This window comes from Pseudomonas sp. H1_D05 (assembly GCF_054682705.1).
This window is the reverse complement of record NZ_CP162825.1, coordinates 2,750,793-2,775,645: the sequence shown is the minus strand read 5'-3', so window position 1 is coordinate 2,775,645 and position 24,853 is coordinate 2,750,793. Positions and strand designations below refer to the sequence as shown.

Genomic DNA, 24,853 nt, shown 5'->3' with positions numbered 1-24,853 from the left:
GGGTTTTTTATTGCCTGCGATTTGGCTTTTTTACGCGTTTCGCGCTTTGGCCTCGGCAGCCTTGGCCGCTCGCAAGCGTCGAACCTCTTTCGGATCGGCAAGTAATGGGCGATAAATCTCGATGCGCTCCCCTGCCTGAATAACCCGCGAGTCCGGGTCAGCAACCACTTTGCCAAAGATGCCCAGCGGGCACTCCGCCAGATTCAACTCGGGAAACTCGCTAGCGATACCCGACGCAAGCACCGCAGCCCGCACCGTCGCACCTTCATTGACACTGAACGAGCGCAATACCTGACGATCCACCGCCGCGTATACCACCTCTATCTCGATCACCGGCTCAACCATGCATCTGCTTGGCGCGCTGGCAGAACGCGTCCACTAGCGTATTCGCAGCCTGATTGAACAGCGGCCCCAGCGTCGCGCGTACCAGCGGTCCGGCGTAATCGAACGACAGATCCAGACTGATCTTGCAGGCCTTCTCGTTCAACACCTTGAACACCCACACACCGTGCAACTGATTGAACGGGCCTTCTTCCAGGTTCATTTCAATCGACTGCCCCGGCACCAGCGTATTACGCGTCACGAAATGCTGACTGAGGCCGCCCTTGGCCACGCCAACACTGGCGCGCATATGCTCCGGCGAGCTTTCCAGCACTTCCGCCGAGGAGCACCACGGCAGAAATTCCGGGTAGCGCGCCACGTCGTTGACCAGGTCATAGAGAAATTGCGCCGGGTACGGCAGCAACGCCGATCGTTGAATATGTGTCGTCATGTGAGCGTTACTTCCAGAGCTGAGCGGCAAACACTACAAGAATGCCGATGGGCGCCACGTAGCGCATCAAGAACAAAGACAGGACGAACAGTAGCGGATTGCGGATGGACAACTCGTCGCGTACCGCTTCACGCCCCATCACCCATCCGGCAAACAGCACGAAACACAAGCCACCGAGCGGCAGCATGATCCGTGAGGTGAAGAAATCGATCACACCAAAGAAGTCCAGACCGCTCTGCGCACCCCATTGGTAGAGATGGAACATCCCGCCTTCGTTCACGAAAAATTTGGCTTCCTTCCAGATATTGAAGGAGAACACCGTGCCCAGACCGACGAACCAGCAAGTGAAGGCAAGCCAGAAAGTCACCCACGCGCGGCTGACTTTGGTGCGCTCAACCAAGTAGGCAACCATCGGTTCCAGAAGGGAGATCGCCGAGCTCCAGGCAGCGATCGCCACCAGCACAAAGAACACCACGCCCATCAACTGCCCGAACGCCACATTACCAAAGGCAAATGGCAGACTGACGAACATCAGCCCCGGTCCTTCGCTAGGGTTCAGGCCTCCGGCAAATACAATCGGGAACAAGGCCAGACCGGCGATCAGCGAAACAAAGGTATCGAGCAGCGCCACACCGACAACGGTGCCCGACAACGATGAGCTCTTCGGCATATAAGCACCGTAGATCATGATCGAACCGACACCGACGCTCAGCGAGAAGAACGCGTGCCCCATGGCCGGCAACAAGCCGTCGAGGACTTTTTCCGGGTGGAAGTCGAACATGAAATGCACGCCCTCCATGAAATGCCCGGTGGTCATGCTGTAACCCAGCAACACCAGAATCATCACGAACAGCAGCGGCATCATGATGCGCAGGCTGCGCTCAAGCCCGGCGACCACGCCCTTGGCGATGACGAAGGCCGACAGCAGCATGAAAATCGTATGCCAAAGTGTCAGACGCCATGGATTGGAGATGACATTGCCGAAATAGGCGCCGACCTGATCGGCTGTGGCGCCCTGGAAGTCGCCGCGGCCCATATCGACAATGTAGTCGAGCGACCAGCCGCCGACCACACTATAGAAAGACAGGATCAACAATGCCGTGATCATCCCGGCAAATGCGCCCCACGACCATTTGCCCGAGTGCCCGGCTTCCAGTGCCAGCACCTTCAAGGCGTTCGCCGGACTTTGCCGGGCGCGCCGGCCGATCAGGGTTTCAGCGAGCATGACCGGGATGCCGATCAGCGCGATGCACGCCAGAAACATCAGCACAAAGGCGCCGCCGCCGTAGACCCCGACCATGTAGGGGAACTTCCAGATACTACCCAGTCCCACGGCCGAACCGGTCGCGGCGAGTATGAATACCCAGCGGCTAGCCCAACTGCCGTGGACAGAAACCTTGTCTGTCGACATCGTTTATCACGCCCAAGCGTTAGAAAAAGAGGCCGCATTGTCCGGGATTCACTCAACCTGCTCAAGCACGCAGCAACACCGTAGCCGACGGCGGTTTATCTCCATATAATGCCGCCCCTATGGCTAAACAGAAGAAACACCCAACAGGGACCATCGCGCAGAACAAAAAGGCGCGACACGATTACTTCATCGAGCACAAGTTCGAGGCTGGTCTGGTCCTGGCCGGCTGGGAAGTAAAAAGTCTGCGGGCAAGCAAGCTACAGCTGGTCGACAGCTATGTTCTGCTCAAGGATGGCGAAGCATGGTTGCTCGGCAGCCACATCACGCCTCTGATGACCGCAAGTACCCACGTCATCGCTGACCCGGTGCGCACACGCAAATTGCTGCTCAACCGCCGCGAGCTGGAAAAGCTCGCCGCCGCTGTGCAGCAAAAGGGTTACGCCTGCGTCTGCCTGTCCTGGTACTGGAGCAAGCACATGGTCAAGTGCGAAATTGCTCTGGGCAAGGGCAAGAAGGAATACGACAAGCGTGATACCGAGCGCGAGCGCGATGCCGGTCGCGAACTGCAGCGTGCGGTGCGCAACAAGGGCAAGGAAGATTAATTTCTTCTGCCTTTAAAGCGTATTCGCGAGCAGGTCGAATCGTCGCACCGTCGCTCCCACCTTGGAATGCATTTCAAATGTGGGAGCGACGGTGCAACGATTCGACCTGCTCGCGAAAGCTATTGCAGCATCAACACAAAAACAACTGATCACATCCCCTTGCGCCGCTCCGCCCGGGCCATGCGCTGAACCTCTTGCCGCACCTCTTCCAGCACTTCCTGCACATACAAGATATGTCGGCTGGAGACTTCTCGCGCCTGCTCCGCGCGACCTTCAATAATCGCCAGATACAATTCCCGATGCTGGGTGATCAGCATGTCGCGGGTTTCCGTGCGCTGCTTGTACATGCCGCCGATGTTGGTGACGACGTTACGCTTGAGCAGATCGAACAGCCCGCGAATGGTGTGCAACAGCACGGCGTTATGGCTGGCTTCGGCAATCGCCAGGTGGAATTTCGCATCCGCCGCGCCCTCCTCCGCCCGACTGACTTCATCGTGACGCGAATAGCAGTCCTGCAGCTCTTCGAACGCGGCGGTCAGCCGCTCACGATCGACATCGGTGGCGCGCAATGCGGCGTAATAGGCGCACGATGCCTCCAAAGTATGCCGAAACTCCAGTAGATCGCGCTGTGCTTCAGGATTGCTTTCGAGCAACTGCAGCAGCGGATCACTGAACGTCGAGCCGAGGCTTTCCACGACATAGTTGCCGCCGCCCTGACGACTGACCAGCAGACCTTTGGCCGCCAGTTTCTGAATCGCTTCGCGCAGCGACGGCCGTGATACGCCAAATTGTTCTGCCAGCGTGCGCTCCGCTGGCAGCCGCTCACCGGACTTCAGCGTGCCCTCGAGGATCATCCCCTCAAGTCGCTCGACAATATCGTCAGACAAACGGCGCTGCCGAATCTGATCAAACCCCATAACTCATTTCTCCACGATCCCGACCGCTCGCCGGGCTCTCTATTCTGGCCTATCGGCGCCTTGCCGACACCTACCAGACGCCACTTGCGCAAACCAGATCAGATGCGATCTGCACCGCTTGTTCGACAAAAGTTTCAGGGCGACAAATTGACACACCGACACCAAGGCTTTTACCCTAGCCAACAGCGATTGTAAATTGGTCTTACCAATTATCCAAGAACGCTGACAGTGCCTGACCAACAACAATTAGGGGCCACCCCATATGCAAACCTGGCAACAGCTCTACAGCCCGCTCGGCAGTCTCGGCGTGTCCGCACTCGCGGCCGTCATCCCCATCGTGTTCTTTTTCCTCGCATTGGCGGTGTTCCGCCTCAAAGGCCATGTGGCCGGGAGCATCACCCTCGGCCTGTCGATTGCCGTAGCGATCTTCGCGTTCCACATGCCGGTCGACATGGCCTTCGCCGCTGCCGGGTATGGCTTCGCCTACGGCCTGTGGCCGATTGCCTGGATCATTGTCGCGGCGGTGTTCCTTTACAAACTGACGGTCAAAAGTGGTCAGTTCGAGGTCATTCGCAGCTCGGTGTTATCGATTACTGACGACCAGCGCCTGCAAGTGCTGCTGATCGGTTTCTGCTTCGGAGCGTTCCTGGAAGGTGCCGCCGGTTTCGGCGCACCCGTGGCGATTACTGCCGCGTTGCTGGTCGGACTCGGCTTCAACCCGCTGTACGCCGCTGGCTTGTGCCTGATCGCCAACACCGCACCGGTAGCGTTCGGTGCACTGGGGATCCCGATCATCGTCGCCGGCCAAGTCACCGGTATCGACGCGTTCAAGATCGGCGCCATGACCGGTCGCCAACTGCCGTTGCTGTCGCTGTTCGTGCCGTTCTGGCTGGTGTTCATGATGGACGGCCTGCGCGGCGTACGTGAAACCTGGCCGGCTGCGCTGGTTGCAGGCCTGAGCTTCGCCATCACCCAATACTTCACCTCGAACTTCATTGGGCCAGAATTGCCGGACATCACCTCGGCGCTGGCCAGCCTGATATCGCTGACCCTGTTCCTGAAAATCTGGCAGCCAAAACGCACCGCAGGCGCGCAAATCGCCGGCGCCACGTCGAGCGCAGCGATCACCGCCAGCGTCGGCGGTTTCGGCCAGAAGCGCACCACTGTGGCTTCGCCTTACAGCCTCGGGGAAATTTTCAAAGCCTGGTCGCCGTTCCTGATCCTCACCGTACTGGTGACCATCTGGACGCTGAAGCCTTTCAAAGCGATGTTCGCCGCTGGCGGTTCGATGTACAGCTGGGTGTTCAACTTCGCGATTCCGCACCTTGATCAATTAGTGATCAAAACCGCGCCCATCGTGGCCACCCCTACCGCCATTCCAGCGGTGTTCAAACTCGACCCGATTTCCGCGACCGGCACGGCGATTTTCTTCTCCGCGCTGATCTCGATGCTGGTCTTGAAGATAAACTTCAAAACTGGTCTGACCACTTTGAAAGAGACCTTCTACGAACTGCGCTGGCCCATCCTGTCGATCGGCATGGTGCTGGCGTTCGCTTTCGTCACCAACTACTCCGGCATGTCTTCGACCATGGCGCTGGTGCTGGCCGGTACGGGCGCCGCGTTCCCGTTCTTCTCACCGTTCCTCGGCTGGCTGGGCGTATTCCTCACCGGTTCGGATACTTCATCCAACGCCCTGTTCAGTTCGTTGCAAGCAACCACTGCGCACCAGATCGGCGTCAACGACACCTTGCTCGTGGCGGCGAACACCAGTGGCGGCGTGACCGGCAAGATGATCTCGCCACAATCGATCGCCGTGGCCTGCGCCGCGACCGGTCTGGTGGGCAAGGAGTCGGATCTGTTCCGCTTCACCCTCAAGCACAGCCTATTCTTTGCAACGATTGTCGGTTTGATCACCCTGGCTCAGGCCTACTGGTTCACCGGCATGCTGGTCCACTAAACCTACAAGAAGCATGGAAAAAACCGACGCCGATCCGTGATTTCGGCGTCAGCAATTCACAACCCGGTCTGTAAGGCTGCTGAAAGCAACGCTCTTTATATTCAGCAGCCGCCACAGACGGATAACCGGGCCCACCCGGAGACACGCCTGATGAGCGAGCTTTTTTACAACGCTGTGCCAAACGCGACCCGCGTGGCACCGCCACTGCCCGAACCTCGGCAATACCCCAGCGAGAAACCGTCGCGGGTCTACCTGTTCGGCACGTGTGTGGTCGACCTGTTCTACCCCGAAGCCGGGATGGACGCGATCCACTTGCTGGAGCGCGAAGGGATCCGGGTCGAGTATCCGCAAGGGCAAAGTTGCTGCGGCCAACCGGCCTACACCTCGGGTTACACCGAGCAGGCGCGGACGGTAGCGCGCTCGCAACTGGCGCTGTTTGCCGGGGATTATCCGGTAGTGGTGCCGTCGGGTTCCTGCGCCGGCATGCTGCGTGAGCATTACGCCGACTTGTTCAAGGACGAGCCGGAGACGTTAAAACAGGTTCAGGCCCTCGCGGCCCGCACCTATGAACTGGCCGAGTTTCTGCTGTTCGTCTGCAAGGTGCAGCTCAAGGACAGCGGCGAACCGGTCAAAGTCGCGCTGCACACTTCGTGTTCGGCACGGCGCGAAATGAACACCCACCTGCACGGCCGCGAGTTGTTGGCGCAGTTGAGCAACGTGGAACGGGTCAACCATGACCACGAAAGCGAATGCTGTGGCTTCGGTGGGACATTCAGCGTCCGTATGCCAGACATTTCCGGCGCGATGGTGGCTGACAAGACCCAAGCGTTTAAGGATTCAGGCGCGCACAAGGTGTTGAGCGCCGATTGTGGCTGTTTGATGAACATCAACGGCGCATTGGAGAAACAAAAAGAAGCGCTGCGCGGGCAACATCTCGCGAGCTTCTTGTGGCAACGAACCGGGGGTGCGCAATGAGCACTTCCGCGATTATTCCTACGGTCGCCGTAGAAGAAGATTTCCGCACCCGGGCACACAATGCCTTGGGCGATCAGCAGCTACGGAACAACTTCCGCACTGCCATGGACTCACTGATGGTCAAGCGGGCAGCCGCTTTCAGTGATGCCCACGAAAGAGAACATTTGCGCGCACTGGGCAATTCGATCAAGGCCCGCGCGCTGTCCAAGTTGCCCGACCTCCTTGAGCAACTGGAACAGAACCTGACCCGCAACGGTGTGACAGTGCACTGGGCGGAAACGGTGGGCGAGGCCAATGGCATCGTCTTATCGATCATCCGCGCTCACGAGGCGCGGCAAGTGATCAAGGGCAAATCGATGGTCAGCGAAGAGATGGAGATGAACCATTTCCTCGAGGCTCGGGACATTGAATGTCTGGAGTCCGATATGGGGGAATACATCGTCCAGCTCGACCACGAGAAGCCTTCACACATCATTATGCCGGCGATCCACAAGAATGCCGGTCAGGTCGCGTCCTTGTTCCACGACAAACTTGGCGTGGAATACACCAAGGACGTTGACCAACTCATTCAGATCGGTCGCAGAGTCCTGCGGCAGAAATTCTTCGAAGCGGACATCGGCGTCTCCGGTGTCAACTTCGCCGTCGCCGAAACCGGCACCCTGCTGCTGGTGGAAAACGAAGGCAACGGGCGCATGACCACCACCGTGCCGCCGGTGCACATCGCCGTCACCGGCATCGAAAAAGTCGTGGAAAACCTGCGTGACGTGGTGCCGTTGCTGTCACTGCTGACGCGTTCGGCGCTGGGCATTCCGATCACCACTTACGTCAACATGATCTCCGGCCCGCGCAAGGAACACGAGCTCGACGGCCCGCAGGAAGTGCATCTGGTGTTGCTCGACAACGGTCGCAGTCAGGCCTTCGCCGACAGTGAACTGCGTCAGACCTTGAACTGCATCCGCTGCGGCGCCTGCATGAACCATTGCCCGGTCTACACCCGCGTCGGTGGCCACACCTATGGCGAGGTGTACCCGGGACCGATCGGCAAAATCATCACCCCGCACATGGTCGGTCTGGCCAAAGTCCCCGATCACCCGAGCGCTTCGTCGCTGTGCGGTGCCTGCGGTGAAGTGTGCCCGGTAAAAATTCCGATCCCGGCAATCCTGCGGCGCCTGCGCGAAGAGAACGTCAAAGCCCCGGACAGCCCGAATCAAGTGATGCGCGGTCAGGGCAGCAAATACTCGCGCAAGGAACGTTTCATCTGGAACGCCTGGGCCAGGCTCAACAGCTCGCCGACCTTGTATCGATTGTTCGGCTTCTTCGCCACGCGCCTGCGTGCATTGACGCCGAATAACGTCGGCCCGTGGACACAAAACCACAGCGCGCCGAAACCCGCTGCCCGCTCACTGCACGACATGGCCCGCGAGCATCTGGCCAAACAGGGAGACCGCTGATGAGCGCCAAGCAAAATATCCTCGGCAAGCTGCGGAAAAGTCTGACTGGCGCCACACCGATTGCCGACAACTTCGATGTCGAACTAGTGACGCAGCCTTACACCTACAGCGCCGAACAACGCATCCCGCAACTGCGCAAATTGATGGAAGCGGTGCACACCGAAATCCACCTGACCTCGGGCGAAGAGTGGCCGGCACTGCTTGCGCAATTGTTGCGCGACCGCCAGTTGCCGAGTCTGTTGATCGCACCGACGACAGCGCACGGGCAGAAAATCACACAGCATTGGGCGAACAATCCTGATCTGCCGATACTGAAATCCTACGATCGGCCAATGGAAGAGTGGAAAGCCGAACTGTTCAACGACACCCCGGCCAGCCTCACCGGCACCCTCGGTGCCATCGCCGCCACCGGCAGCCTGATTCTCTGGCCAACCCGCGAAGAACCGCGTTTGATGAGCCTGGTACCGCCGGTACATTTCGCCCTGCTCAAGGCCAGCGAAATCCGTGACAACTTCTATCAGGTGCAAGAGGAATTCGTGTGGGCCCAGGGCATGCCGACCAATGCGTTGCTGGTGTCCGGCCCGTCGAAAACAGCGGACATCGAGCAAGTGCTGGCTTACGGCGCCCACGGCCCGAAAGACCTCGTGGTGCTGATCCTGGAGGACCAATGACGCTTCCGGTGAATTTCCTGCGTGATGCGCAACAACTGATTCCAGCCGAGCGCCGTTTTGATGACCCGTTATCGACTCTGGCCTTTGGTACGGATGCCAGTTTTTATCGACTGATCCCGAAGCTGGTAATCCGCGTCGAGTCCGAAGATGAAGTGGTGGCGCTGCTAAAACTGGCTCAGCGCGACCATGTTCCAGTGACCTTCCGTGCGGCGGGCACCAGCCTCTCCGGTCAGGCGATCAGCGATTCCGTTTTGATCGTGCTTGGGGATAACTGGAACGCCCGCGAGATTCGCGGCCAAGGCATGCAGATTCGCCTGCAACCGGGAGTGATTGGCGCACAGGCCAACGCATGGCTGGCACCGTTCGGGCGCAAGATCGGCCCGGATCCGGCGTCGATCAACGCCTGCAAGATTGGCGGCATCGTCGCTAACAATGCCAGCGGCATGTGCTGCGGCACCGCGCAAAACACCTACCACACGCTGGCCGGGATTCGGCTGGTGCTGGCCGATGGCACGCGTCTGGATACCGAAGACGCTGCCAGTGTTGCAACGTTTCACGCCAGCCACGGTGATCTGCTCGAACGCCTGGCGACGTTGGGACGCGAAACCCGCGCAAACGCCGAACTGGCTGCAAGAATTCGCCACAAATACCGTCTGAAAAATACCACCGGGCTGTCGCTGAATGCCTTGGTGGATTTCGATGAGCCTGTGGATATCTTGAGCCACCTGCTGGTCGGTTCCGAAGGCACCCTCGGTTTTATCAGCGCGGTGACTTACAACACGGTGATCGACCACCCGAACAAGGCCTCGGCGCTGATCGTGTTTCCGGATGTGGAAACCTGCTGCAACGCGGTCACCGTACTGAAAAGCCAACCGGTGTCCGCCGTAGAACTCCTGGATCGACGCAGCCTACGCTCGGTGCAAGACAAACCGGGCATGCCCGCTTTCGTACAACAGCTGTCGAACAATGCCTGCGCGCTGCTGATCGAATCCCGCGCCGCATCGTCCACTTTGCTGCAGGAACAACTGGCGCAGATCATGGCGTCGCTCAGCGGCTTCCCAGTGGAGAAGCAGGTCGACTTTACCGAAGACCCTGCCGAGAACGCCAAGCTCTGGGCGATCCGCAAGGACACCTTCCCCGCCGTGGGCGCAGTGCGCAAAACCGGCACCACGGTGATCATCGAAGACGTGACCTTCCCGGTCGAACAACTGGCGATCGGCGTCAATCGCCTGATCGAGCTGTTCGACAAACATGCCTACGATGAAGCGATCCTTTTCGGACACGCACTGGAAGGCAATCTGCACTTTGTCTTCACCCAAGGCTTCAACAACCCGGAAGAAGTCGCACGCTATCAAGCGTTCATGGACGACGTCGCGCAACTGGTGGCGGTGGAGTTCGGCGGCTCGTTAAAGGCTGAACACGGCACCGGGCGCAACATGGCGCCATTCGTGGAACTGGAATGGGGCAGCGACGCCTATCAACTGATGTGGCAGCTCAAACGTCTGCTCGACCCGAACGGCATTCTCAATCCCGACGTGGTGCTCAGCGAAGATCCGCAGATCCACCTCAAGCACCTGAAGCCGCTGCCAGCAGCCGACGAGATTGTCGATAAGTGCATCGAGTGCGGCTTCTGCGAACCGGTCTGCCCGTCGAAAGGCCTGACCCTGAGCCCGCGCCAGCGCATCGTCATCTGGCGCGATATTCAGGCGAAAAAACGTGCAGGTGTCGACACCACCGAACTGGAAAAAGCCTACGAGTACCAAGGCATCGACACCTGCGCCGCGACCGGTCTGTGCGCGCAACGTTGCCCGGTAGGCATCAATACCGGTGAGCTGGTGAAAAAACTCCGAGCCCGACACGCAACGCATCAGAAAACCGCTGACTGGATCGAAGGAAATTTCGCCAAGACCCTGCAAGGCGCACGCTTCACCCTGCATGTGGCCAACGGTGCGCGGATGATGCTCGGCGCACCGCGTCTGGCGAAACTTTCGGCAACCATTACGCGCCTGTCCAAAGGCCAGGTGCCGTTGTGGACGAATGCGATGCCGCAACCGGAGAAGGCCATTCGCTTCAGCCCCAGCGTCTCGGACGAACGTCCGCGCGTGGTGTATCTCGCAGCGTGTGTCTCGCGAGTCATGGGGCCGGCGGCGGGTGATAAAGAGCAAATGTCGCTGTACGACAAAACCCGTGGCTTGCTGGAAAAGGCCGGTTACCAAGTGGTGTTCCCGGACAATCAGGACAACCTCTGCTGCGGCCAGCCCTTCGCCTCAAAAGGCTACGCCGAACAGGCCGAACACAAACGCCAAGAGCTGATCAGCGCCCTGTTGCACGCCAGTCGCGGCGGACTCGATCCGATCTATTGCGACACCAGTCCGTGCACGTTGCGCCTGGTTCAGGACGTAGGAGAAACCCGCCTGGATCTGTACGACCCGGTGCGCTTCATCCGTACGCACCTTCTCGATCGACTGGACTTCACTCCGCAAGACGCACCGATTGCCGTACACGTGACCTGCAGCACGCAGCATCTGGGCGAAAGCCAGGCGTTGATCGATCTGGCGCGCAAGTGCAGCAACAACGTGGTGATTCCGGAAGGCATTCACTGCTGTGGGTTTGCCGGCGACAAGGGCTTTACCACGCCGGAGCTGAACAGCCATTCGCTGCGCACGCTCAAGGATGCCGTGCAGCATTGCAGCGAAGGGATTTCCACCAGTCGGACTTGTGAGATCGGTCTGACGCAACATGGCGGAATTGACTACCACGGGCTGGTCTATCTGGTGGATCGCGTGACCCGGGCGAAGGCCTGCTGAAGAAAAATAGAACCCTTGAGTTCGACTGTAGTCCACAGAATAACCCCGGCTGATCGGGGTTTTTCTTCCATACGGTTGCCCGTCCTGACGGCCAGCGAAGTCTGGACCCACTCGGTTCAAGGAGATACACATGAAACGTTCTGTACTGTTAGGTCTGTTCGTTACTGCATCGATGATGGCGTCCGCTTCGTTTGCTGACGGCAAGCCTGCCGACCTGTGTGATGCCAATATTCAGACCATTGAGAATGGCAAGGGGCAGCTGTCAGCGAATCCGGAACTGAGTCAGCGCGCTGAAACCAGTGTGGCCAAGGCCAAGGCACTCAAGGCCCAAGGCAAGATCGACGATTGCATTGCGGAAACCTCGCAAACCATCGTGGAACTGCGCAAATCCACCGGCACCAACAACTGATCAGCTTCCCGGCCAACCTTCGGGTTGGCCTTGCGGGCTGATTGGCGTACACTGCGCAGGCTTGTTGCTCAAACAGATGTACTGAGCAATGAGTTCGGGGCCGTTTAGGATTCGACGCCGGTTGCGAAACTCTAGGTGCATGCCGACTTGGTAACAGAAGTCGTAAATCCACTGTTGCAACTACTTATAGTTGCCAATGACGACCAATACGGTGTTGCTCTCGCTGCTTAATTGCAGCTGACAATGCTCCTGGTACCTTCGGGTCCAGCAATCATCAGGGGATGTCTGTAAACCCAAAATGATTGTCATATAGAACAGAATCGCCGTGCAGTACGTTGTGGACGAAGCGGCTAAAACTTACACAACTCGCCCAAAGCACCCTGCCCTTCGGGTCGCTGAGGGTTAACTTAATAGAAACGGCTACGCATGTAGTACCGACAGCGGAGTACTGGCGGACGGGGGTTCAAATCCCCCCGGCTCCACCAACTCTAAAAAAAGACGTCCTAGGACGTCTTTTTTTGTGCCTGAAATCCCGTAAATTCAGGGGCTTAGGCGCTACAGAAATCTCTGAGCGTTCAGAAACATCTGCTAGCTCGTGTATTCCAAGCTTTCACCTGCTAAGTATTTGAAATACACAATGAGAGCTCAAGCGGCGCGCCTGTCGAACGTCAAGGTCAAGCCTCCAAACCAAAAGAGGATGACTACATCCTAACTGATGGTGGCGGCGTTCAGATGAGGGGCAGAGCCAATGGTTTGAAGCTTTGAAACTTCAATTACATCCACCCCAGACCAAGAAACGGATCAACATGGGGTGGGTACCTCCCCCTAGGTAGGTCTGGCTCAAGTACGGAAACGCACCGTTGGCGCCAGAGAGCTAGTTGCCCCGGGTCTCGCCCCTAATGCGAAGCGGGACACAGATTGCCAGACGTTAAAGGCCACCACGGAGCACACATTTAAAAGGTAGCCACCGCTTGGTTTGATCTCAAGAAATACTCGGTGACCACTTCGTACGCTGAAGACATCTGGCGCTCTTTAACACTCCACGTCTTTCCTGACCTGGCGCTAACACCCATTTCAGCAATCACTTCGCCAGCGGCGATTGAACTGCTGAGATCTCTCGAGGCGAAAAGCAGCCTAGAGACGGTTAAGCGGTTTAGCCAGCGTCTAAACGAGATTATTACTTACGGGGTGAATGACGATCCGCTCTGTCTTTAAAAAACCGAAGAAACAAAACATGGCGGCGCTGGCGCCGGATGAGCCGAAAGAACTGATGCGAGCTGTGGCTAATCCAGCATCAAAAGGACCACACGCTGCTTGATCGAGTGGCAGCTCCACACCATGAGCCGTCCAGCAGAGGCCGCTACCGCTCGGAGTGCAGACCTCGACCTCGAAAAGCAGATATCGACAATCCCACGGAAGCGGATGAAAAAGCGCCGCACGTATATAATCTCGCTCACGCGGCAAACGCTCGAGCTCTGGAAGCTATCAAGCCCCTCAAAATGTATTCCCCACAGATCGAAATCCGCGCATCCAATGCAACAGCAAGACCGACAACATGGCGCTTAAGCGGATGGGATTTGCGGGCGCCTAGTCAGCCACAGTATGCGTTCAATGGCGAGCACAACATTAAACGAGCATGGCTGGGATCCTGAGTTGATCGAGATTGCACTCGCTCATGAAGGACGAGGGGCGTTGCGCCTATAACCGGGCTGACTATATCGAGCGCAGACAGCCAATGATGCATTGGTGGAGCGAGCACATCCAGGAAGCAGCTACCGGCAGTCTTTCGATGTCAGCAATCATTGGTGCTGAGAATTGAGTGCTAGATATGACTTATCGTACCGGTAGATATCTTGACCAGCGAGCGCCGTACAGACGAGTGCTTCGCTCGCATGCAAAGCGGATGCATCACAGTCCAGCGCTCAGCCTGCATGCTGACTCGCTCGCGAAGCTAATCGCCACCTATCGCCTCACTAAAAACTGGCCACAAGCCAGTTCTTTATTTCGACATCCAATTGAAATATATGAATTTTTTATTCAGCATTTTCGACTAGCCCATATATCAGACCATACCCTCGACGCCTGCTCGGAGCCCCGCTGGTGCAGGACTTCATCCACCTTCAAATGAGATGACGGATTGCTTCCGCCTGGATAGAAACTCGCGCTTGAATATTGCCTTAAAGGTGGTGCACCTGACGCCCCACCCACCTCGACCGACCGCGCGCTGACTTTGACGCGGGATCACTGCACACTACCCGAGTTAGTGACGCTGGCAGCTCCCATTGAATCTAGGTTGCGCTGCTCTCGCATCATGAATAACGCATTCTCTGTACCTCGAATGGCCCGTCGTCGACAAGAGTCTGGTCGTCACTAGCTAATCGCCACATCCGGAAGCTTCCCTCCGCGCCAGCTTTGCCGACCATGTAGACCCGGCCATATTCGACATGGCGAGCACCCGCCTTTGCTTTGTCAAACTGTCGGAGATGCGGTCCTTTGACTTCACCTAAAGCTACCCCGCCTCCTTCATTGCGCTCGGCAACGCCCACGACGAAGTCCGGATAGAATCCCACACCTTCAGCCCAGCCGTACAGGGCAACAGAGAAAGGTTTTTGTGGCGGATTACGGTGCCACCACAACACTTGAGAGGAAGTATCAAGCATTTCAGCAAACTCCCGTTCCTGAGGACGAAGATCTTCCGGAAAAATGCCATAGAGGTTGCGAGCAGCTGGCGCCAACGGCAGTGTGGATGATACGAACGCTGGCAATTGGATGGTCGCGGAGCTGACCTGCTCAGCTCTCAGACGTTTGTGCGCGTCACGAATGAGCCTGTCGTTACGAACTAAGACTAACTCCAACTGGCCGGTTAATGCTTCTTCGCTCTCCGGCAGTTCGTATCCCTCACTGACAAGTACTTCCCGGAAGCGCGTCCTTAGCGCAAGAAGCAGCTCGCGCCGATCAACCTCTTCGAACTGAAACGCTATCTGGCGCGCCCTTTGAGCAATGGCAACCGAGGAGACGGTTGCCCATACATCCTTATCTTCCGGCGTGGTTCCTGATGAAAATACATCGGTCACTCGCTCTGTAACCCTTGAGCGTACTTTGAGTCGATCGCCGAGTACCCGTGAGAAGTCGATGTGGTGAGCAAGCCTTTGCTCAAAGTCTTCAGGCAAAGGAGGTAGAGTTTCAGTTACAAGCGACTGAGGGGTCGCAGCCCTGAGTGCATAATTGAAGCCGTTCGAATGGGCTTCTAGCTGAAAGGCACGAGCAAGAGGCGAGGATTCCATGTACCCATGCGCCAGCCCCGGATGAAGCGGGTCGGCAGGTGTCTGACTATCTATTGAAAGAACGGAGGCGGGAGGGGCGGCAAGTATCTGAAAAAAATCTATCTGCGATCCTAAACCTTGGGGTGAAAAAATATTCGATGAACTCAAATGTCCAAAATCAGGCGCACCTTCACCGCTTATATGCTGGGTACTGTTATCCGCCGCATTGGAAGACAACGCAGTGTTCTTCTGATTAGCGAGAAGAGAGAGGGTTTCCCCAGGTTTAGCAACCTGCACACTCGACTCACCCCCTATGATGGTTACAACAGTAGCGGGCGCGGCGGACGCTAGTTGGCCAGGTAACTGGTTGATTTGCGCCGCAGCGTTGAGCAAGCCTTCCTGTGCCTCGCCATTGGCCAAGAATACATAACCATAGTGCAATAAAGGCGGCAAGTCGTTGAGCCGGCCTTGAAGCGAACGGTGGACACGCATGATGCGGCCTACTACTTGTACGCCAAAGTTGGAGTCGCGGGCACCACGGAGAGCTGCGAGAGTGAAAGCCCGAGGGGCATCAAATCCAGTTGCGATGGCCATCTTAAATAAGATGACTTCAACCTGAGGGTCGTCCGCAAGTGCTGACAGGTTCGGATCCGGTTCGTCCGAGGTGTGACTGCGTACAGCTGTTTCTGGAAAGCGTAGAACGTTGATTAGATACCTTTTTGCCTGCTCCAACATCTGTCCGCCGTTGGGGACCTGTACCAACATCAAGGGGACCAACCCGACGTTGGCGTCGGCTAAGGTGGTCTTGATAAGCCGGTGCATCGCAGCGGCTTCAGACATAGCCACTTCTTCAAAAGCCAGCAGTTGCGCATCGTCCTGGTTCTGGGCTATAAATCTTGCAGCCTTGACGCTCTTTTTAAGCAATTGCGCCTCCACCCCTTCGGCACGTGTAATCGACGCCCAATCGTTCGGCCCTCCGATCTGGTAACCAGTTTGCTTGGCAAACTTAGCCGCATCAGTGTCTCTAGGAGTAGCCGTCATCAACAATACATAGTCCGGTGACATCACATCGGCAAAAAAACGTCCTGCCTCAGTGGCACGGACAAACCCGTGGTGAGCTTCGTCCACCACGACACCGATGCGAAAACCGAGATGTCTTGCTTCAGCTATCAAGTCATCGACAGCCAGGCCTACATCACCGGTCTGCCGGACTACACGAGAGTCACGAGATCTGGCTGCCACCGTCTGCCAGCTTAGGACGAATACCGCCCCCGGGAGAAGCTTCTCGACTTGGCGATCAGTGTCAATATCTAGGTGTATCAAACTTGGTGCCTGCCGTTTGAGCGACGCCTTAGCCTGGGAAAGAACGCCCGTGAAGGGTGCGAACCAGAACCATAGGATTCGATCTGTGGGCGAAAATCTCGCGATAAACTCGCTAGCCATCAACGTTTTGCCAATACCGGTGGGGGCCTGCAAAAGAACGCACGCGCCGTTGCGGCGGAGGCGTTCGAGCTCATCCTTACGTGGACTTGAGCCCAAGGCATCGTAGGTGGACTTCAGAGCTACAAATCTCTCGACTAACACATTGATGTGCCGGACTTGAAAAGGCATCGGGACGGTACGGCTCACGGCTGCTCTCCCTGTAGTACCAATTGATCTTCCCTTGCTTCGGTTTCAACGGGCTCAGGTTCTCGGACCTGCGCGTTACCTTGCCGGAAGGCACGCTGCAAGTCCTGAGGCACGGCCACATAGCTTACGTTCGTGGCTAAGCCAACTAGGGCTTCCTGCACCGCTTGTATACCCCAGCTAAGTATCACTGCTGGCCCCTTATGATTTTCCAATGTTGCGCAGAGAGCCGCCAAAGTTGAAGGCTTTGTATTGGCACAGTATGCGATCAGATGATTGCCATTTACTGAAATGGAAACACCGTGCTGTGGTGCACTCAAAGGATGGCCAGAAGCCTGCTGAGCAAATGTCCAAACCATAGAATCTGTGAGCTGCTCTTCAAACCGATGCATCGGAACAGGAATGGCTTTCAGGTAAGCAAATGAGCCCCCTAAAGGCTCGACTAACCCTGTTTTTATCGACGAGTATCCTTCCATCGCCTTGCGAATTCGCACGGCGCAAACGTCGCGGCATAGGTTTCTGTCAGGTGTCTCGTCAGTCGCTTCACGGCTAGACACCACTACAAACCTTCTCTGCCCTCCATCAGCCTTGTTCATTCGGAGCAATGCATGCGCCGTGGTTCCAGAGCCTGCAAAGAAATCGAGCACAAGAGCGTCTTTCTCTGGAGCGCATATTTGAAGGACTCTTTCCATAAGGCGGGTGGGCTTCGGAGTATCGAACGCAGTCTGTGTGCCAAAGATGTCTTGAATCTCTTTGCGCGCCTCGTCGGTGTGTCCGACCTCGTCGTGCGGCCACCAAGTCCAAGGTGTCATGCCATCAATGTCTTCCAAGAACTGCATCCGGCTAGGCATGGCGTTGCCATCCTTACCAAAGTAAATAAGCCCCTGCGCTAGAAGATCATCGTATTTCGACTTGATTACCTTCCAACAGCCCCCTTCGGGGGGGGCGAAAGACTTTTCCTGTAACTGGCGAGACAATTTCGTACATCTGATTAGGTCGGAATCCTTGAGCGGACAGTGACACGGCACGCCACTTCCCTCGGGGATGCCCTGTCTCTTTGTAAACTGACTTCTGTTTTTCACCTAAAACCAACCTACCTCGGCGCTGCTTGAACGCATCAGGCTTGAGTGAATAAATCAGGAGATATTCATGTGCATCGCCGATAGCGCTACGGTTCTCACGACTGTAGCGCTTTTGCCAAATGCAATTAGCTATGAAGCTACGCTCGCCGAACACTTGATTCATCAGCAGCCCCATGTTGAACAGCTCATTGTCGTCAATACTGACTACGATGGCGCCATCCTCTTTGAGCAGGGCTTTAGCTAAAACCAGACGCTGATATATAAATTCTAGCCATGTACTGTGTCGGTAGCGGTCTCGGGGGTCGAAGAAGTGGTCGTTGTAGACAAAATCCTTGTTGCCCGTGTTGTAGGGGACATCAATATAAATGAGATGAAATTGCCCTGCGTGGGTGGTGGCCAGGTGCCTCAACGCATCATAGTTGTCTCCCTCGATGACTAAGTTGTCCCATGGCCCCTCGCCGTAGCACTGCTCCGGAAGAAGCTCGAACCCAACGAAGTCTCGGTTGAGCGCCTTATCTGGAGTAATGTTCTGACGCTCCCAATGCAGCCCGTAATGAGCCTGCACGTCGCGACGCTTAAGCACTTCGATGAGCTGCTCTTTAGTCAAAGTGGAATAGTCGATAGCGCTCAAGCTTTCCTCGGTTGTCTAGGGGTTGACACCTGCCGTGCCTGGTCCAGATGGAGCCATACGAGTCGCGGCAGTGCTGACGAGTTTTCGACGAAATATTTCGTGAAATGCTATATGGGCGACCGCTTCACGGCCACGCTTGATCAAGTAAAAGCTGACCGGGTTCCCAGCCTCGCTCGTCCAAGGTCGCGAAAACGGTTTGTTCAAATCACACATTATCATGCATTACGTCGGCGAAGACGAGAGCACGCCGTCCTCGTGCCAGTGCAGTGCAGTGCAGTGCAGTGCAGTGCAGTGCAGCCTAGGACAACTGTCTAATGCAGCATCGTTTAACTTAGCCAAACCCTCATTGCTTCGTAGAGTTCTCTGCCTGCCTGGGTTGCTGATCGGCAGTCGTATCCCGGGTTGGATTGCAAGCTGTGGGTGGTAAAGTCGAACTATTTACCGCTGTAGGATACCCAGGTGCCCGGAGTCTGAAGCTCAGTAACTGCGATAGCCTTATTGCTCCAGTGCTGTCGATAACCTCTTAGCGGAGGTGACGCGCCCAGATCTGGTTCCTGTGCAAGTAGCTCTCGGATGGTTTGGGTGGCAATGGCGACAGACTTCAGACATTCAATCAATGCTCATGCCGATGATGCACATCCGGAAAATGCGCATGGCTATGCCGCATCGGCGTATGCACATGCGGATGGCTGTGCGGCTCCGTTCCATCCCATTCAAACCCATGCGTATGCTGATGATGCTCGTCGTGTGTGTGGCGATGATCATGCTCGAGCAACTCGTGCTGATGCTCATGAATATGGTTCTCCATCAGGTGAATCCATACCCCCACGGCCATTAACGCTGCGGCGAGCAGGAACATCAGCGATACCGACTCGCCCAGCAGCAGAATCGATATAGCTGCGCCCAGAAACGGCGCGGTGGAAAAGTATGCGCCGGTGCGTGCACTGCCCAGCCCGCGCAGGGCGAGGACGAACATCACCAGGCTGACGCCGTAGCCGAGAAATCCGACCAGCAGGATGGGCACCAGCGTGGTGGCCGCAGGCATTTGCGTGCCGATGAGCAAGGCCAGGCCGCAGTTGACCAGACCGGCGACCAGGCCTTTGCTGCCGGCGATGAACAGTGCGTCCGAGGCAGAGACTTTCCGCGTGAGGTTATTGTCGATGGCCCAGCAAAAGCAGGCGAAGGCGACGGCCAGCGGGCCTGTCCAGTCCTGCGCCGACACGGTCTCTTGCGGCCAGGACAACACGACACCGCCGGCCACGATGGCGAGCATGCCGATCACGATTCGCCGATCGGCATTTTCCTTGAACACTAGCCACGCCAGCAGTGCCGTGAGCACTGATTCCAGATTGAGCATCAGTGACGCGCTCGCGCCGGACGTTCTGGTCAAACCGAACATCAATGCCACTGGCGCCAGCACACCGCCGAAGCCGATGGCTCCGACCAGCCACGGCCATTCGCCGGCTCCGAGTCCGGAACGCTGCCAGCCTCGATCGCGGGCAAAACGCAGGACGGTCAAACCCAGCCCGCTGCCCAGATAGAGCAACCCGGCCAATAGAATCGGTGAAATCTGTACGCCCAACAGCTTGGCGAGTGGTGTACTGGCGCCAAACAATGCTGCCGCAACCAAAGCGTAGAGAACGCTCACATTCATGACGGGATCACTCGCTCGGGCTGATGAAATATTGGCGACAATCATGGCAGAACTCAGGTGAGTTTTATGTGAACCGTTCCCTGAAGGATCCCCTCCCCTTCAAGCACACACCCATCCAGCAACATTTGATCCGCGCAATCCAGGGCGCAGGGGCGACACAGCCTCTATGTTGCGAACATCGAGATGGGGATTGTCACCGGACTCAAGCCAGCGGATAAACCCCGGAAGCGCTTCTACACTTACAGCGCCCCTTCCGCCACACCGAGCCCCCATGACCTCTCTAAAAGATCGCATGCAACAAGGCAAAGACGCGCGCAAGAAGTGCCCGCGCAGCGCTCAGGCATCCACCGGAAAAATGAACCGTGACCCGATTCCGTTGATCAAGGCCTCCAGCCAGGGCCGCGTCGCGTCGCTGGTCGAACTGCGTTACGGGCGCATGCTGGTGTCGCCGTTCACGTTCTTTCGCGGCAATGCCTTGTTGCAGGCGCACGATCTGGCGGGCACGGCGAACATGGGCCTGAACTTGCCCATCTGTGGTGACTGCCACCTGATGAATTTCGGCGGTTTCGCCACGCCGGAGCGCAATCTGCTGTTCAGCGTCAACGATTTCGACGAAGCACATCCCGGGCCGTGGGAGTGGGATCTGAAGCGTCTCGCGGCAAGTTTCGTGGTGGCCGCCCGTGACTTGCGCCACGGCGAATCGGTCGAGGAACAGGTGTGCCGTGAAATGGTCGGTGCCTATCAGACCACGCTGCTGGAGTGCGCCGAGCAGAGCGTGCTGGAAAACTGGTACGAGTCGATCAGCTACAACGACCTGCTGGCGCAGGCACGCAAAAGTACCCTTGAACATGTGGAGCGCGCCATCGAGAAGGCCGAACGGCGCACACACGCCGAGCTGCTGCCGAAAATCAGCGAGCGCGATGCCCACGGGCGTCTGATCATTCGCGATGACCTGCCGGAAATTTTTCACCTGCACAAAAACACCACGCTGCTGGATGCCGAGGATGACTGGCTGCGGCTCGCGGACTGGCGGCCGCTCTTCGACACGTTCATGCGCGAGTATCGCAGCACGTTGCAACCCGACCGCCGCGAGTTGTTGTCGCGGTTTCACGTGCAGGATCTGGCGTTCAAAGTGGTGGGCGTCGGCAGTGTCGGCACGCGTTGTCTGGTGGCGCTGCTGACCGACGATCAGGAGTTCCCGCTGTTCCTGCAATTCAAGGAAGCCCGGCGTTCGGTGCTCGCCGACTACGTCAAAAGCAAAGCGCGGGTGCGCCATGAAGGGCAGCGCGTGGTCGAGGGGCAGCGCCTGATGCAGGCGGCCAGTGACTTGTTTCTGGGCTGGACGACCGGCCCCAGCGGTCGGCAATTCTACGTGCGGCAATTACGCGACATGAAGATCTCCGCCGAACTGGAAAACTTCGATGCTGAAACCTTTGCCGCTTATGGTCGCGTTTGCGGCCGCGCCCTCGCCCGGGCACATGCCAAGGCCTCCGGCCTCGCTGCGCAAATCAGTGGCTACATCGGCAAAGGTGAAGCGCTGGCGGATGCGCTGTTGAAGTACGCGCAACATTACACCGCGCAAAACGAACGTGACTTCGAACGCTTCCAGACGGCGTGTCGCAAGGGGCAGTTGCGCGCGCGGTCAGAGGCTGACTTTGCTGCTGATCACCTGCCTTGAAATGACGTCCGTGATCACCGTGATTGCCATTGGTTTTGCCGCCACGCCCTCCTTCCCACATCGAACGTCCTAGGAAAATTCCCGCAACACGCGTCGACTTTGATGAACTGGTGCACAGTTCCTCAGGGCGTTACGCTCCACGACCACTGCCATCCAGCGGACGGTTTGGCAGCCGCAATTGCAGTGAATGTTCACTCCACGGAGCTACGTCATGAAGAAAATCCCCCGCCTTTCGCTGGTTGGCCCGGCACCGTCCGATGCGCCAGCGTCCAGCACCCAACCGCAATCGAATACCAGCGCACGCAGCGAAGCGCACAAGCGGCGCCGTAGCATCCCGCTCAATCAGCTCATCAGGGTGCGCGACGATGTCGACACCCTGACCCTGCTCACCCACGCCAGTGAGATCCTCGATTCCCTAGCGGCCATCAGCGCAACCTTTGCCGATGAGTTCGACGGCTCGAAACGTCATGTGGCGGTGGCCATGAAGCAATTGAGCGCACTGGCCGAGATCCTGATTTGTCGGGCACGGGACAATCTGGATCCGCAGAAACCGCTGAACACTACCGGGCCTGAAACCCGCCATTGACGGGCGAAACCCCGGCGCTCGGTTGCGCATCGGACTGCATTGGCGCCGCCCATCGAGATGAATTTTTCTTCACTGCAGCTGCGCGGCCAACCCTTGTACAGTCCGCTCGCTCATTCAAGAAACTACGGTTCGCCCGCGCTCCTGCGGGCTTTTTTTTGCCTGAAACAAAGCCCCTGCGTCGCAACGACTTGCCGTAACCCGGCGGATTGCGCGACTCTGCCGGAAGATCCCCCATTCCGGAGCGCCCGATGCCGCTGTTGACCCTGCCCTGCCAACGCCTGACGCTCGCGATACTTGCACCGGAGCAGGCCGAGCTTGAAAGCGAGTTCTACCGACGCAACCTGCGCCACCTGGCGCCATGGTCGCCCATCCGCACCACTGAATATTTTTCCACCGAGCAAATTCGCCGACGCCTTGACGTGCAGGCCAGCGCATTCGAGGCCGGGCTGGCCATGCATTTCGCGCTGCTGACCCCGGACGGCCAGCAGATGATCGGCGCCTGCAACTTCAGCGGCATCATTCGTGGTGCCTTTCAGGCGTGTTATCTGGGTTATCACATCGACGAGGCCCAACAGGGTCAAGGTTTGATGCAGGAAGCGCTGGAGGCTGGCATCGCTTACATGTTCGATACCCAGAACCTGCACCGGATCATGGCCAACTACATTCCCGGCAACGAACGCAGTGCACGCTTGCTGGAGCGCCTGGGCTTCGAACGTGAGGGTTACGCCAAGGCGTATCTGAATATTGCCGGGCGCTGGCAGGATCACGTGCTGACGGCGCGGGTCAATTCAAGGTTCGAGACACCGGAAAAGCGCTGGTCGAAACCTTTGGCGTGAGTTTCACAATTTGTTAAGGATTGCCGACGTATGCTCAGGCCTCCCGCCCCTTTCGGTTGCCTGAACCCTATGTCGCGTGCCGTCACTTCGCTGTTTCTGCTTGCCGCCCTGCTGTTTTTCTTCGCGCTGGGCAACCATCAATTGCAAGGTTCCACCGAGGCCCGCGTCGCCGGCATCGCTATGGAGATGCACCTGGACGACGACTGGGTGACACCTCGTTTGTTCGGCGAACCGTTTCTGGAAAAACCACCGCTGAGCCTGTGGCTGGATGCTGGCGCCATGCGTGTGTTCGGTGTTTCACCGTGGGCCGTGCGGCTGGCGTCGGCCGTTGCCGGGTTGCTCAGCGTGATGCTGCTGTACGGCATGTTGCGGCGTTTCGAGCGGCCGAAAATGATTGCCTGGACCGCAGGCATTCTGCTCGCGACCATGGCCAGTTATTGGAGCAATGTGCGCGGCGTCGGCGAGGATGCATTACTCGCCCTCGGCGTGACCACGGCGCTGCTGGCTTTTTATCAGGCGCAGCGGGCCTCGACTCTGGGCAACTCGCTGCTGTTTGTCGTCGGGATCGCCATCGCCACGTTGAGCAAAGGTGTGCTGGGGCTGGCGATGCCGGGAGTGGTGATTTTTGCCTATCTGCTGGCCGACAACCTGATGGACAAACGACTGAAAATCGCTGACTGGCTGCGACCGGGTTTCCTGACCCTGCTCGGTTTGATTCCGCTGCTGATCTGGCTCGTCATCCTCTTCCAGCACGGCGGCGCGCAGGCCGTCAAAGAGGTGCTGCTGACCAACAGCGTCGGGCGCTTCAGCGGTTCGTTCGTCGAGGCCGGGCACTACGAACCGTTCTACTACTACCTCGCCAAACTGCCGGAAGCCTTTCTGCCGTGGAACATTCTGGTGTACCTGGGGCTCTGGCATTTCCGCAAACAACTGAAGGCCAACCGTTACCTGCTGTTTTTCAGCCTATGGATCGTGGCGCAGTTCATCATGCTGACGTTGGCGTCGAGCAAACGCACGGTGTACCTGATGTCGATGACACCGGCCGCCGCGGTGATCGCAGCGGAGTATGCAGCCGTGCTGTTCGAGCGCTTGAAGCAGTATGAATCCGGTAATGGATTCGTAGGCCGAATCGCCAGGCAGCGTCAGACACTGGCAGTCGGTGTGCTCACGCTGGTGATCGGCAGTTACCTCGCCGCCGCGCAGTGGGCGTTGCCTCATGCCGACAAAAAGCTTTCGTTCCTGCCGTTGAGTGCAGAGATTCAGACGCTGCAAACCGCCGGGCATCAAGTCGCACTGTTTCAGGCCAACGAGCGGGTCGGTGGCGCGACGGTCTTCTATACCCAGCAAGTGCTCAAAGGGCTGGATACCGAAGCGCAGTTGCGAGATTTCCTCACGGCCTCGCCCTCGCATGTCGTGGTGATGGCTGGTGACAGTGAGCCCGCGCCGCCACTGAAAGTGCTCAAAACCATGATGGTCGGGCGCCAGGCGTATTACTTCGTCGGCTATTGAAGCCCGCGCAACCCCA

The 24,853-nt window shown here is 57.6% G+C and carries 19 protein-coding genes, 1 other RNA gene and 1 pseudogene; 13 read left to right on the top strand and 8 right to left on the bottom strand.

The window, feature by feature from the left end:
* Positions 1-30: 30 nt before the first annotated feature.
* The 3 genes from AB4O11_RS12395 to AB4O11_RS12385 are packed head-to-tail and all read right to left on the bottom strand — an operon-like array spanning position 31 to position 2,183.
* Positions 31-345, bottom strand: a complete 315-nt coding sequence (locus AB4O11_RS12395) for an RnfH family protein (protein ID WP_095049704.1) — start codon at positions 343-345, stop codon at positions 31-33.
* Positions 338-772 carry a type II toxin-antitoxin system RatA family toxin gene (locus AB4O11_RS12390; protein ID WP_016986510.1) on the bottom strand — a complete coding sequence of 145 codons (435 nt, stop codon included), beginning with the start codon at positions 770-772 and terminating at the stop codon, positions 338-340. The genes AB4O11_RS12395 and AB4O11_RS12390 overlap by 8 nt, the downstream gene beginning before the upstream one ends.
* A gap of 7 nt (positions 773-779) precedes the next feature.
* Positions 780-2,183 carry a sodium-dependent transporter gene (locus AB4O11_RS12385; RefSeq protein ID WP_460130771.1) on the bottom strand — a complete coding sequence of 468 codons (1,404 nt, stop codon included), beginning with the start codon at positions 2,181-2,183 and terminating at the stop codon, positions 780-782.
* Between the two features lie 119 nt (positions 2,184-2,302).
* Here AB4O11_RS12385 and smpB point away from each other — a divergent pair, with 119 nt between their 5' ends.
* The gene (smpB, locus tag AB4O11_RS12380; protein WP_007915208.1) at positions 2,303-2,785 is read left to right on the top strand and encodes an SsrA-binding protein SmpB; all 483 of its coding nucleotides are present in this window, start codon (positions 2,303-2,305) and stop codon (positions 2,783-2,785) included.
* A 149-nt stretch (positions 2,786-2,934) separates the two neighbouring features.
* Here the strand turns inward: smpB and AB4O11_RS12375 are convergent, their stop codons facing one another.
* Positions 2,935-3,702, bottom strand: coding sequence for an FCD domain-containing protein (locus AB4O11_RS12375; RefSeq protein ID WP_007915207.1), 768 nt, complete (start codon positions 3,700-3,702; stop codon positions 2,935-2,937).
* Positions 3,703-3,964: 262 nt separating this feature from the next.
* On the opposite strand from AB4O11_RS12375, the gene AB4O11_RS12370 reads away from it, so the two are divergent.
* The 8 genes and pseudogenes from AB4O11_RS12370 to AB4O11_RS12335 all read left to right on the top strand — a co-directional run bounded on the left by AB4O11_RS12370 (position 3,965) and on the right by AB4O11_RS12335 (position 13,791).
* Positions 3,965-5,659 carry a lactate permease LctP family transporter gene (locus tag AB4O11_RS12370; RefSeq protein WP_460130770.1) on the top strand — a complete coding sequence of 565 codons (1,695 nt, stop codon included), beginning with the start codon at positions 3,965-3,967 and terminating at the stop codon, positions 5,657-5,659.
* 150 nt (positions 5,660-5,809) lie between these two features.
* Positions 5,810-6,634: a (Fe-S)-binding protein gene (locus AB4O11_RS12365; protein ID WP_460130769.1), complete on the top strand. Its 825-nt coding sequence runs from the start codon at positions 5,810-5,812 to the stop codon at positions 6,632-6,634.
* A complete protein-coding gene (locus tag AB4O11_RS12360; protein WP_460130768.1) occupies positions 6,631-8,085 on the top strand; it encodes a LutB/LldF family L-lactate oxidation iron-sulfur protein in 1,455 nt (484 codons plus the stop codon). The genes AB4O11_RS12365 and AB4O11_RS12360 overlap by 4 nt, the downstream gene beginning before the upstream one ends.
* Complete coding sequence (locus tag AB4O11_RS12355; RefSeq protein ID WP_320335805.1) at positions 8,085-8,756, top strand: LutC/YkgG family protein; 672 nt, start codon at positions 8,085-8,087, stop codon at positions 8,754-8,756. The genes AB4O11_RS12360 and AB4O11_RS12355 overlap by 1 nt, the downstream gene beginning before the upstream one ends.
* Positions 8,753-11,563 (top strand): FAD-binding and (Fe-S)-binding domain-containing protein, encoded by a 2,811-nt coding sequence (locus AB4O11_RS12350; RefSeq protein WP_460130767.1) that lies wholly within the window; start codon positions 8,753-8,755, stop codon positions 11,561-11,563. The genes AB4O11_RS12355 and AB4O11_RS12350 overlap by 4 nt, the downstream gene beginning before the upstream one ends.
* Before the next feature lie 130 nt (positions 11,564-11,693).
* Complete coding sequence (locus AB4O11_RS12345) at positions 11,694-11,972, top strand: hypothetical protein (RefSeq protein WP_460089852.1); 279 nt, start codon at positions 11,694-11,696, stop codon at positions 11,970-11,972.
* A 96-nt stretch (positions 11,973-12,068) separates the two neighbouring features.
* Positions 12,069-12,457, top strand: a transfer-messenger RNA (tmRNA) gene (gene ssrA / locus AB4O11_RS12340).
* A gap of 152 nt (positions 12,458-12,609) precedes the next feature.
* Positions 12,610-13,791, top strand: a pseudogene (locus AB4O11_RS12335) (tyrosine-type recombinase/integrase).
* A 490-nt stretch (positions 13,792-14,281) separates the two neighbouring features.
* On the opposite strand, the gene AB4O11_RS12330 reads toward AB4O11_RS12335, so the two are convergent.
* The 4 genes from AB4O11_RS12330 to AB4O11_RS12315 all read right to left on the bottom strand — a co-directional run bounded on the left by AB4O11_RS12330 (position 14,282) and on the right by AB4O11_RS12315 (position 20,228).
* Positions 14,282-16,864, bottom strand: coding sequence for a DEAD/DEAH box helicase (locus AB4O11_RS12330; RefSeq protein ID WP_460130766.1), 2,583 nt, complete (start codon positions 16,862-16,864; stop codon positions 14,282-14,284).
* Complete coding sequence (locus AB4O11_RS12325; protein ID WP_460130765.1) at positions 16,861-17,691, bottom strand: DNA methyltransferase; 831 nt, start codon at positions 17,689-17,691, stop codon at positions 16,861-16,863. Before AB4O11_RS12325 ends, AB4O11_RS12330 begins: the two co-directional genes overlap by 4 nt.
* Before the next feature lie 67 nt (positions 17,692-17,758).
* A complete protein-coding gene (locus AB4O11_RS12320) occupies positions 17,759-18,574 on the bottom strand; it encodes a site-specific DNA-methyltransferase (protein WP_460130764.1) in 816 nt (271 codons plus the stop codon).
* 613 nt (positions 18,575-19,187) lie between these two features.
* A complete protein-coding gene (locus tag AB4O11_RS12315) occupies positions 19,188-20,228 on the bottom strand; it encodes a DMT family transporter (RefSeq protein WP_460130763.1) in 1,041 nt (346 codons plus the stop codon).
* Between the two features lie 271 nt (positions 20,229-20,499).
* Between AB4O11_RS12315 and AB4O11_RS12310 the strand changes: the two genes are divergently transcribed.
* From AB4O11_RS12310 to AB4O11_RS12295, 4 genes are all read left to right on the top strand, one after another.
* Positions 20,500-21,906 (top strand): DUF2252 domain-containing protein, encoded by a 1,407-nt coding sequence (locus AB4O11_RS12310; protein ID WP_460130762.1) that lies wholly within the window; start codon positions 20,500-20,502, stop codon positions 21,904-21,906.
* Between the two features lie 211 nt (positions 21,907-22,117).
* A complete protein-coding gene (locus AB4O11_RS12305) occupies positions 22,118-22,492 on the top strand; it encodes a DUF6124 family protein (protein ID WP_099757951.1) in 375 nt (124 codons plus the stop codon).
* 248 nt (positions 22,493-22,740) lie between these two features.
* The gene (gene rimJ, locus AB4O11_RS12300; RefSeq protein WP_099757950.1) at positions 22,741-23,328 is read left to right on the top strand and encodes a ribosomal protein S5-alanine N-acetyltransferase; all 588 of its coding nucleotides are present in this window, start codon (positions 22,741-22,743) and stop codon (positions 23,326-23,328) included.
* A gap of 30 nt (positions 23,329-23,358) precedes the next feature.
* On the top strand, positions 23,359-24,837 hold the full coding sequence (locus AB4O11_RS12295; RefSeq protein WP_460130761.1) for an ArnT family glycosyltransferase: 1,479 nt from the start codon (positions 23,359-23,361) through the stop codon (positions 24,835-24,837).
* Positions 24,838-24,853: the final 16 nt, after the last annotated feature.

Bases quoted from the DNA above. Each gene is read 5' to 3' on its own strand.
- AB4O11_RS12395 (WP_095049704.1), bottom strand. From the start codon at position 345: ATGGTTGAGCCGGTGATCGAGATAGAGGTGGTATACGCGGCGGTGGAT.
- AB4O11_RS12390 (WP_016986510.1), bottom strand. From the start codon at position 772: ATGACGACACATATTCAACGATCGGCGTTGCTGCCGTACCCGGCGCAA.
- AB4O11_RS12385 (WP_460130771.1), bottom strand. From the start codon at position 2,183: ATGTCGACAGACAAGGTTTCTGTCCACGGCAGTTGGGCTAGCCGCTGG.
- smpB (WP_007915208.1), top strand. From the start codon at position 2,303: ATGGCTAAACAGAAGAAACACCCAACAGGGACCATCGCGCAGAACAAA.
- AB4O11_RS12375 (WP_007915207.1), bottom strand. From the start codon at position 3,702: ATGGGGTTTGATCAGATTCGGCAGCGCCGTTTGTCTGACGATATTGTC.
- AB4O11_RS12370 (WP_460130770.1), top strand. From the start codon at position 3,965: ATGCAAACCTGGCAACAGCTCTACAGCCCGCTCGGCAGTCTCGGCGTG.
- AB4O11_RS12365 (WP_460130769.1), top strand. From the start codon at position 5,810: ATGAGCGAGCTTTTTTACAACGCTGTGCCAAACGCGACCCGCGTGGCA.
- AB4O11_RS12360 (WP_460130768.1), top strand. From the start codon at position 6,631: ATGAGCACTTCCGCGATTATTCCTACGGTCGCCGTAGAAGAAGATTTC.
- AB4O11_RS12355 (WP_320335805.1), top strand. From the start codon at position 8,085: ATGAGCGCCAAGCAAAATATCCTCGGCAAGCTGCGGAAAAGTCTGACT.
- AB4O11_RS12350 (WP_460130767.1), top strand. From the start codon at position 8,753: ATGACGCTTCCGGTGAATTTCCTGCGTGATGCGCAACAACTGATTCCA.
- AB4O11_RS12345 (WP_460089852.1), top strand. From the start codon at position 11,694: ATGAAACGTTCTGTACTGTTAGGTCTGTTCGTTACTGCATCGATGATG.
- AB4O11_RS12315 (WP_460130763.1), bottom strand. From the start codon at position 20,228: ATGAATGTGAGCGTTCTCTACGCTTTGGTTGCGGCAGCATTGTTTGGC.
- AB4O11_RS12310 (WP_460130762.1), top strand. From the start codon at position 20,500: ATGACCTCTCTAAAAGATCGCATGCAACAAGGCAAAGACGCGCGCAAG.
- AB4O11_RS12305 (WP_099757951.1), top strand. From the start codon at position 22,118: ATGAAGAAAATCCCCCGCCTTTCGCTGGTTGGCCCGGCACCGTCCGAT.
- rimJ (WP_099757950.1), top strand. From the start codon at position 22,741: ATGCCGCTGTTGACCCTGCCCTGCCAACGCCTGACGCTCGCGATACTT.
- AB4O11_RS12295 (WP_460130761.1), top strand. From the start codon at position 23,359: ATGCTCAGGCCTCCCGCCCCTTTCGGTTGCCTGAACCCTATGTCGCGT.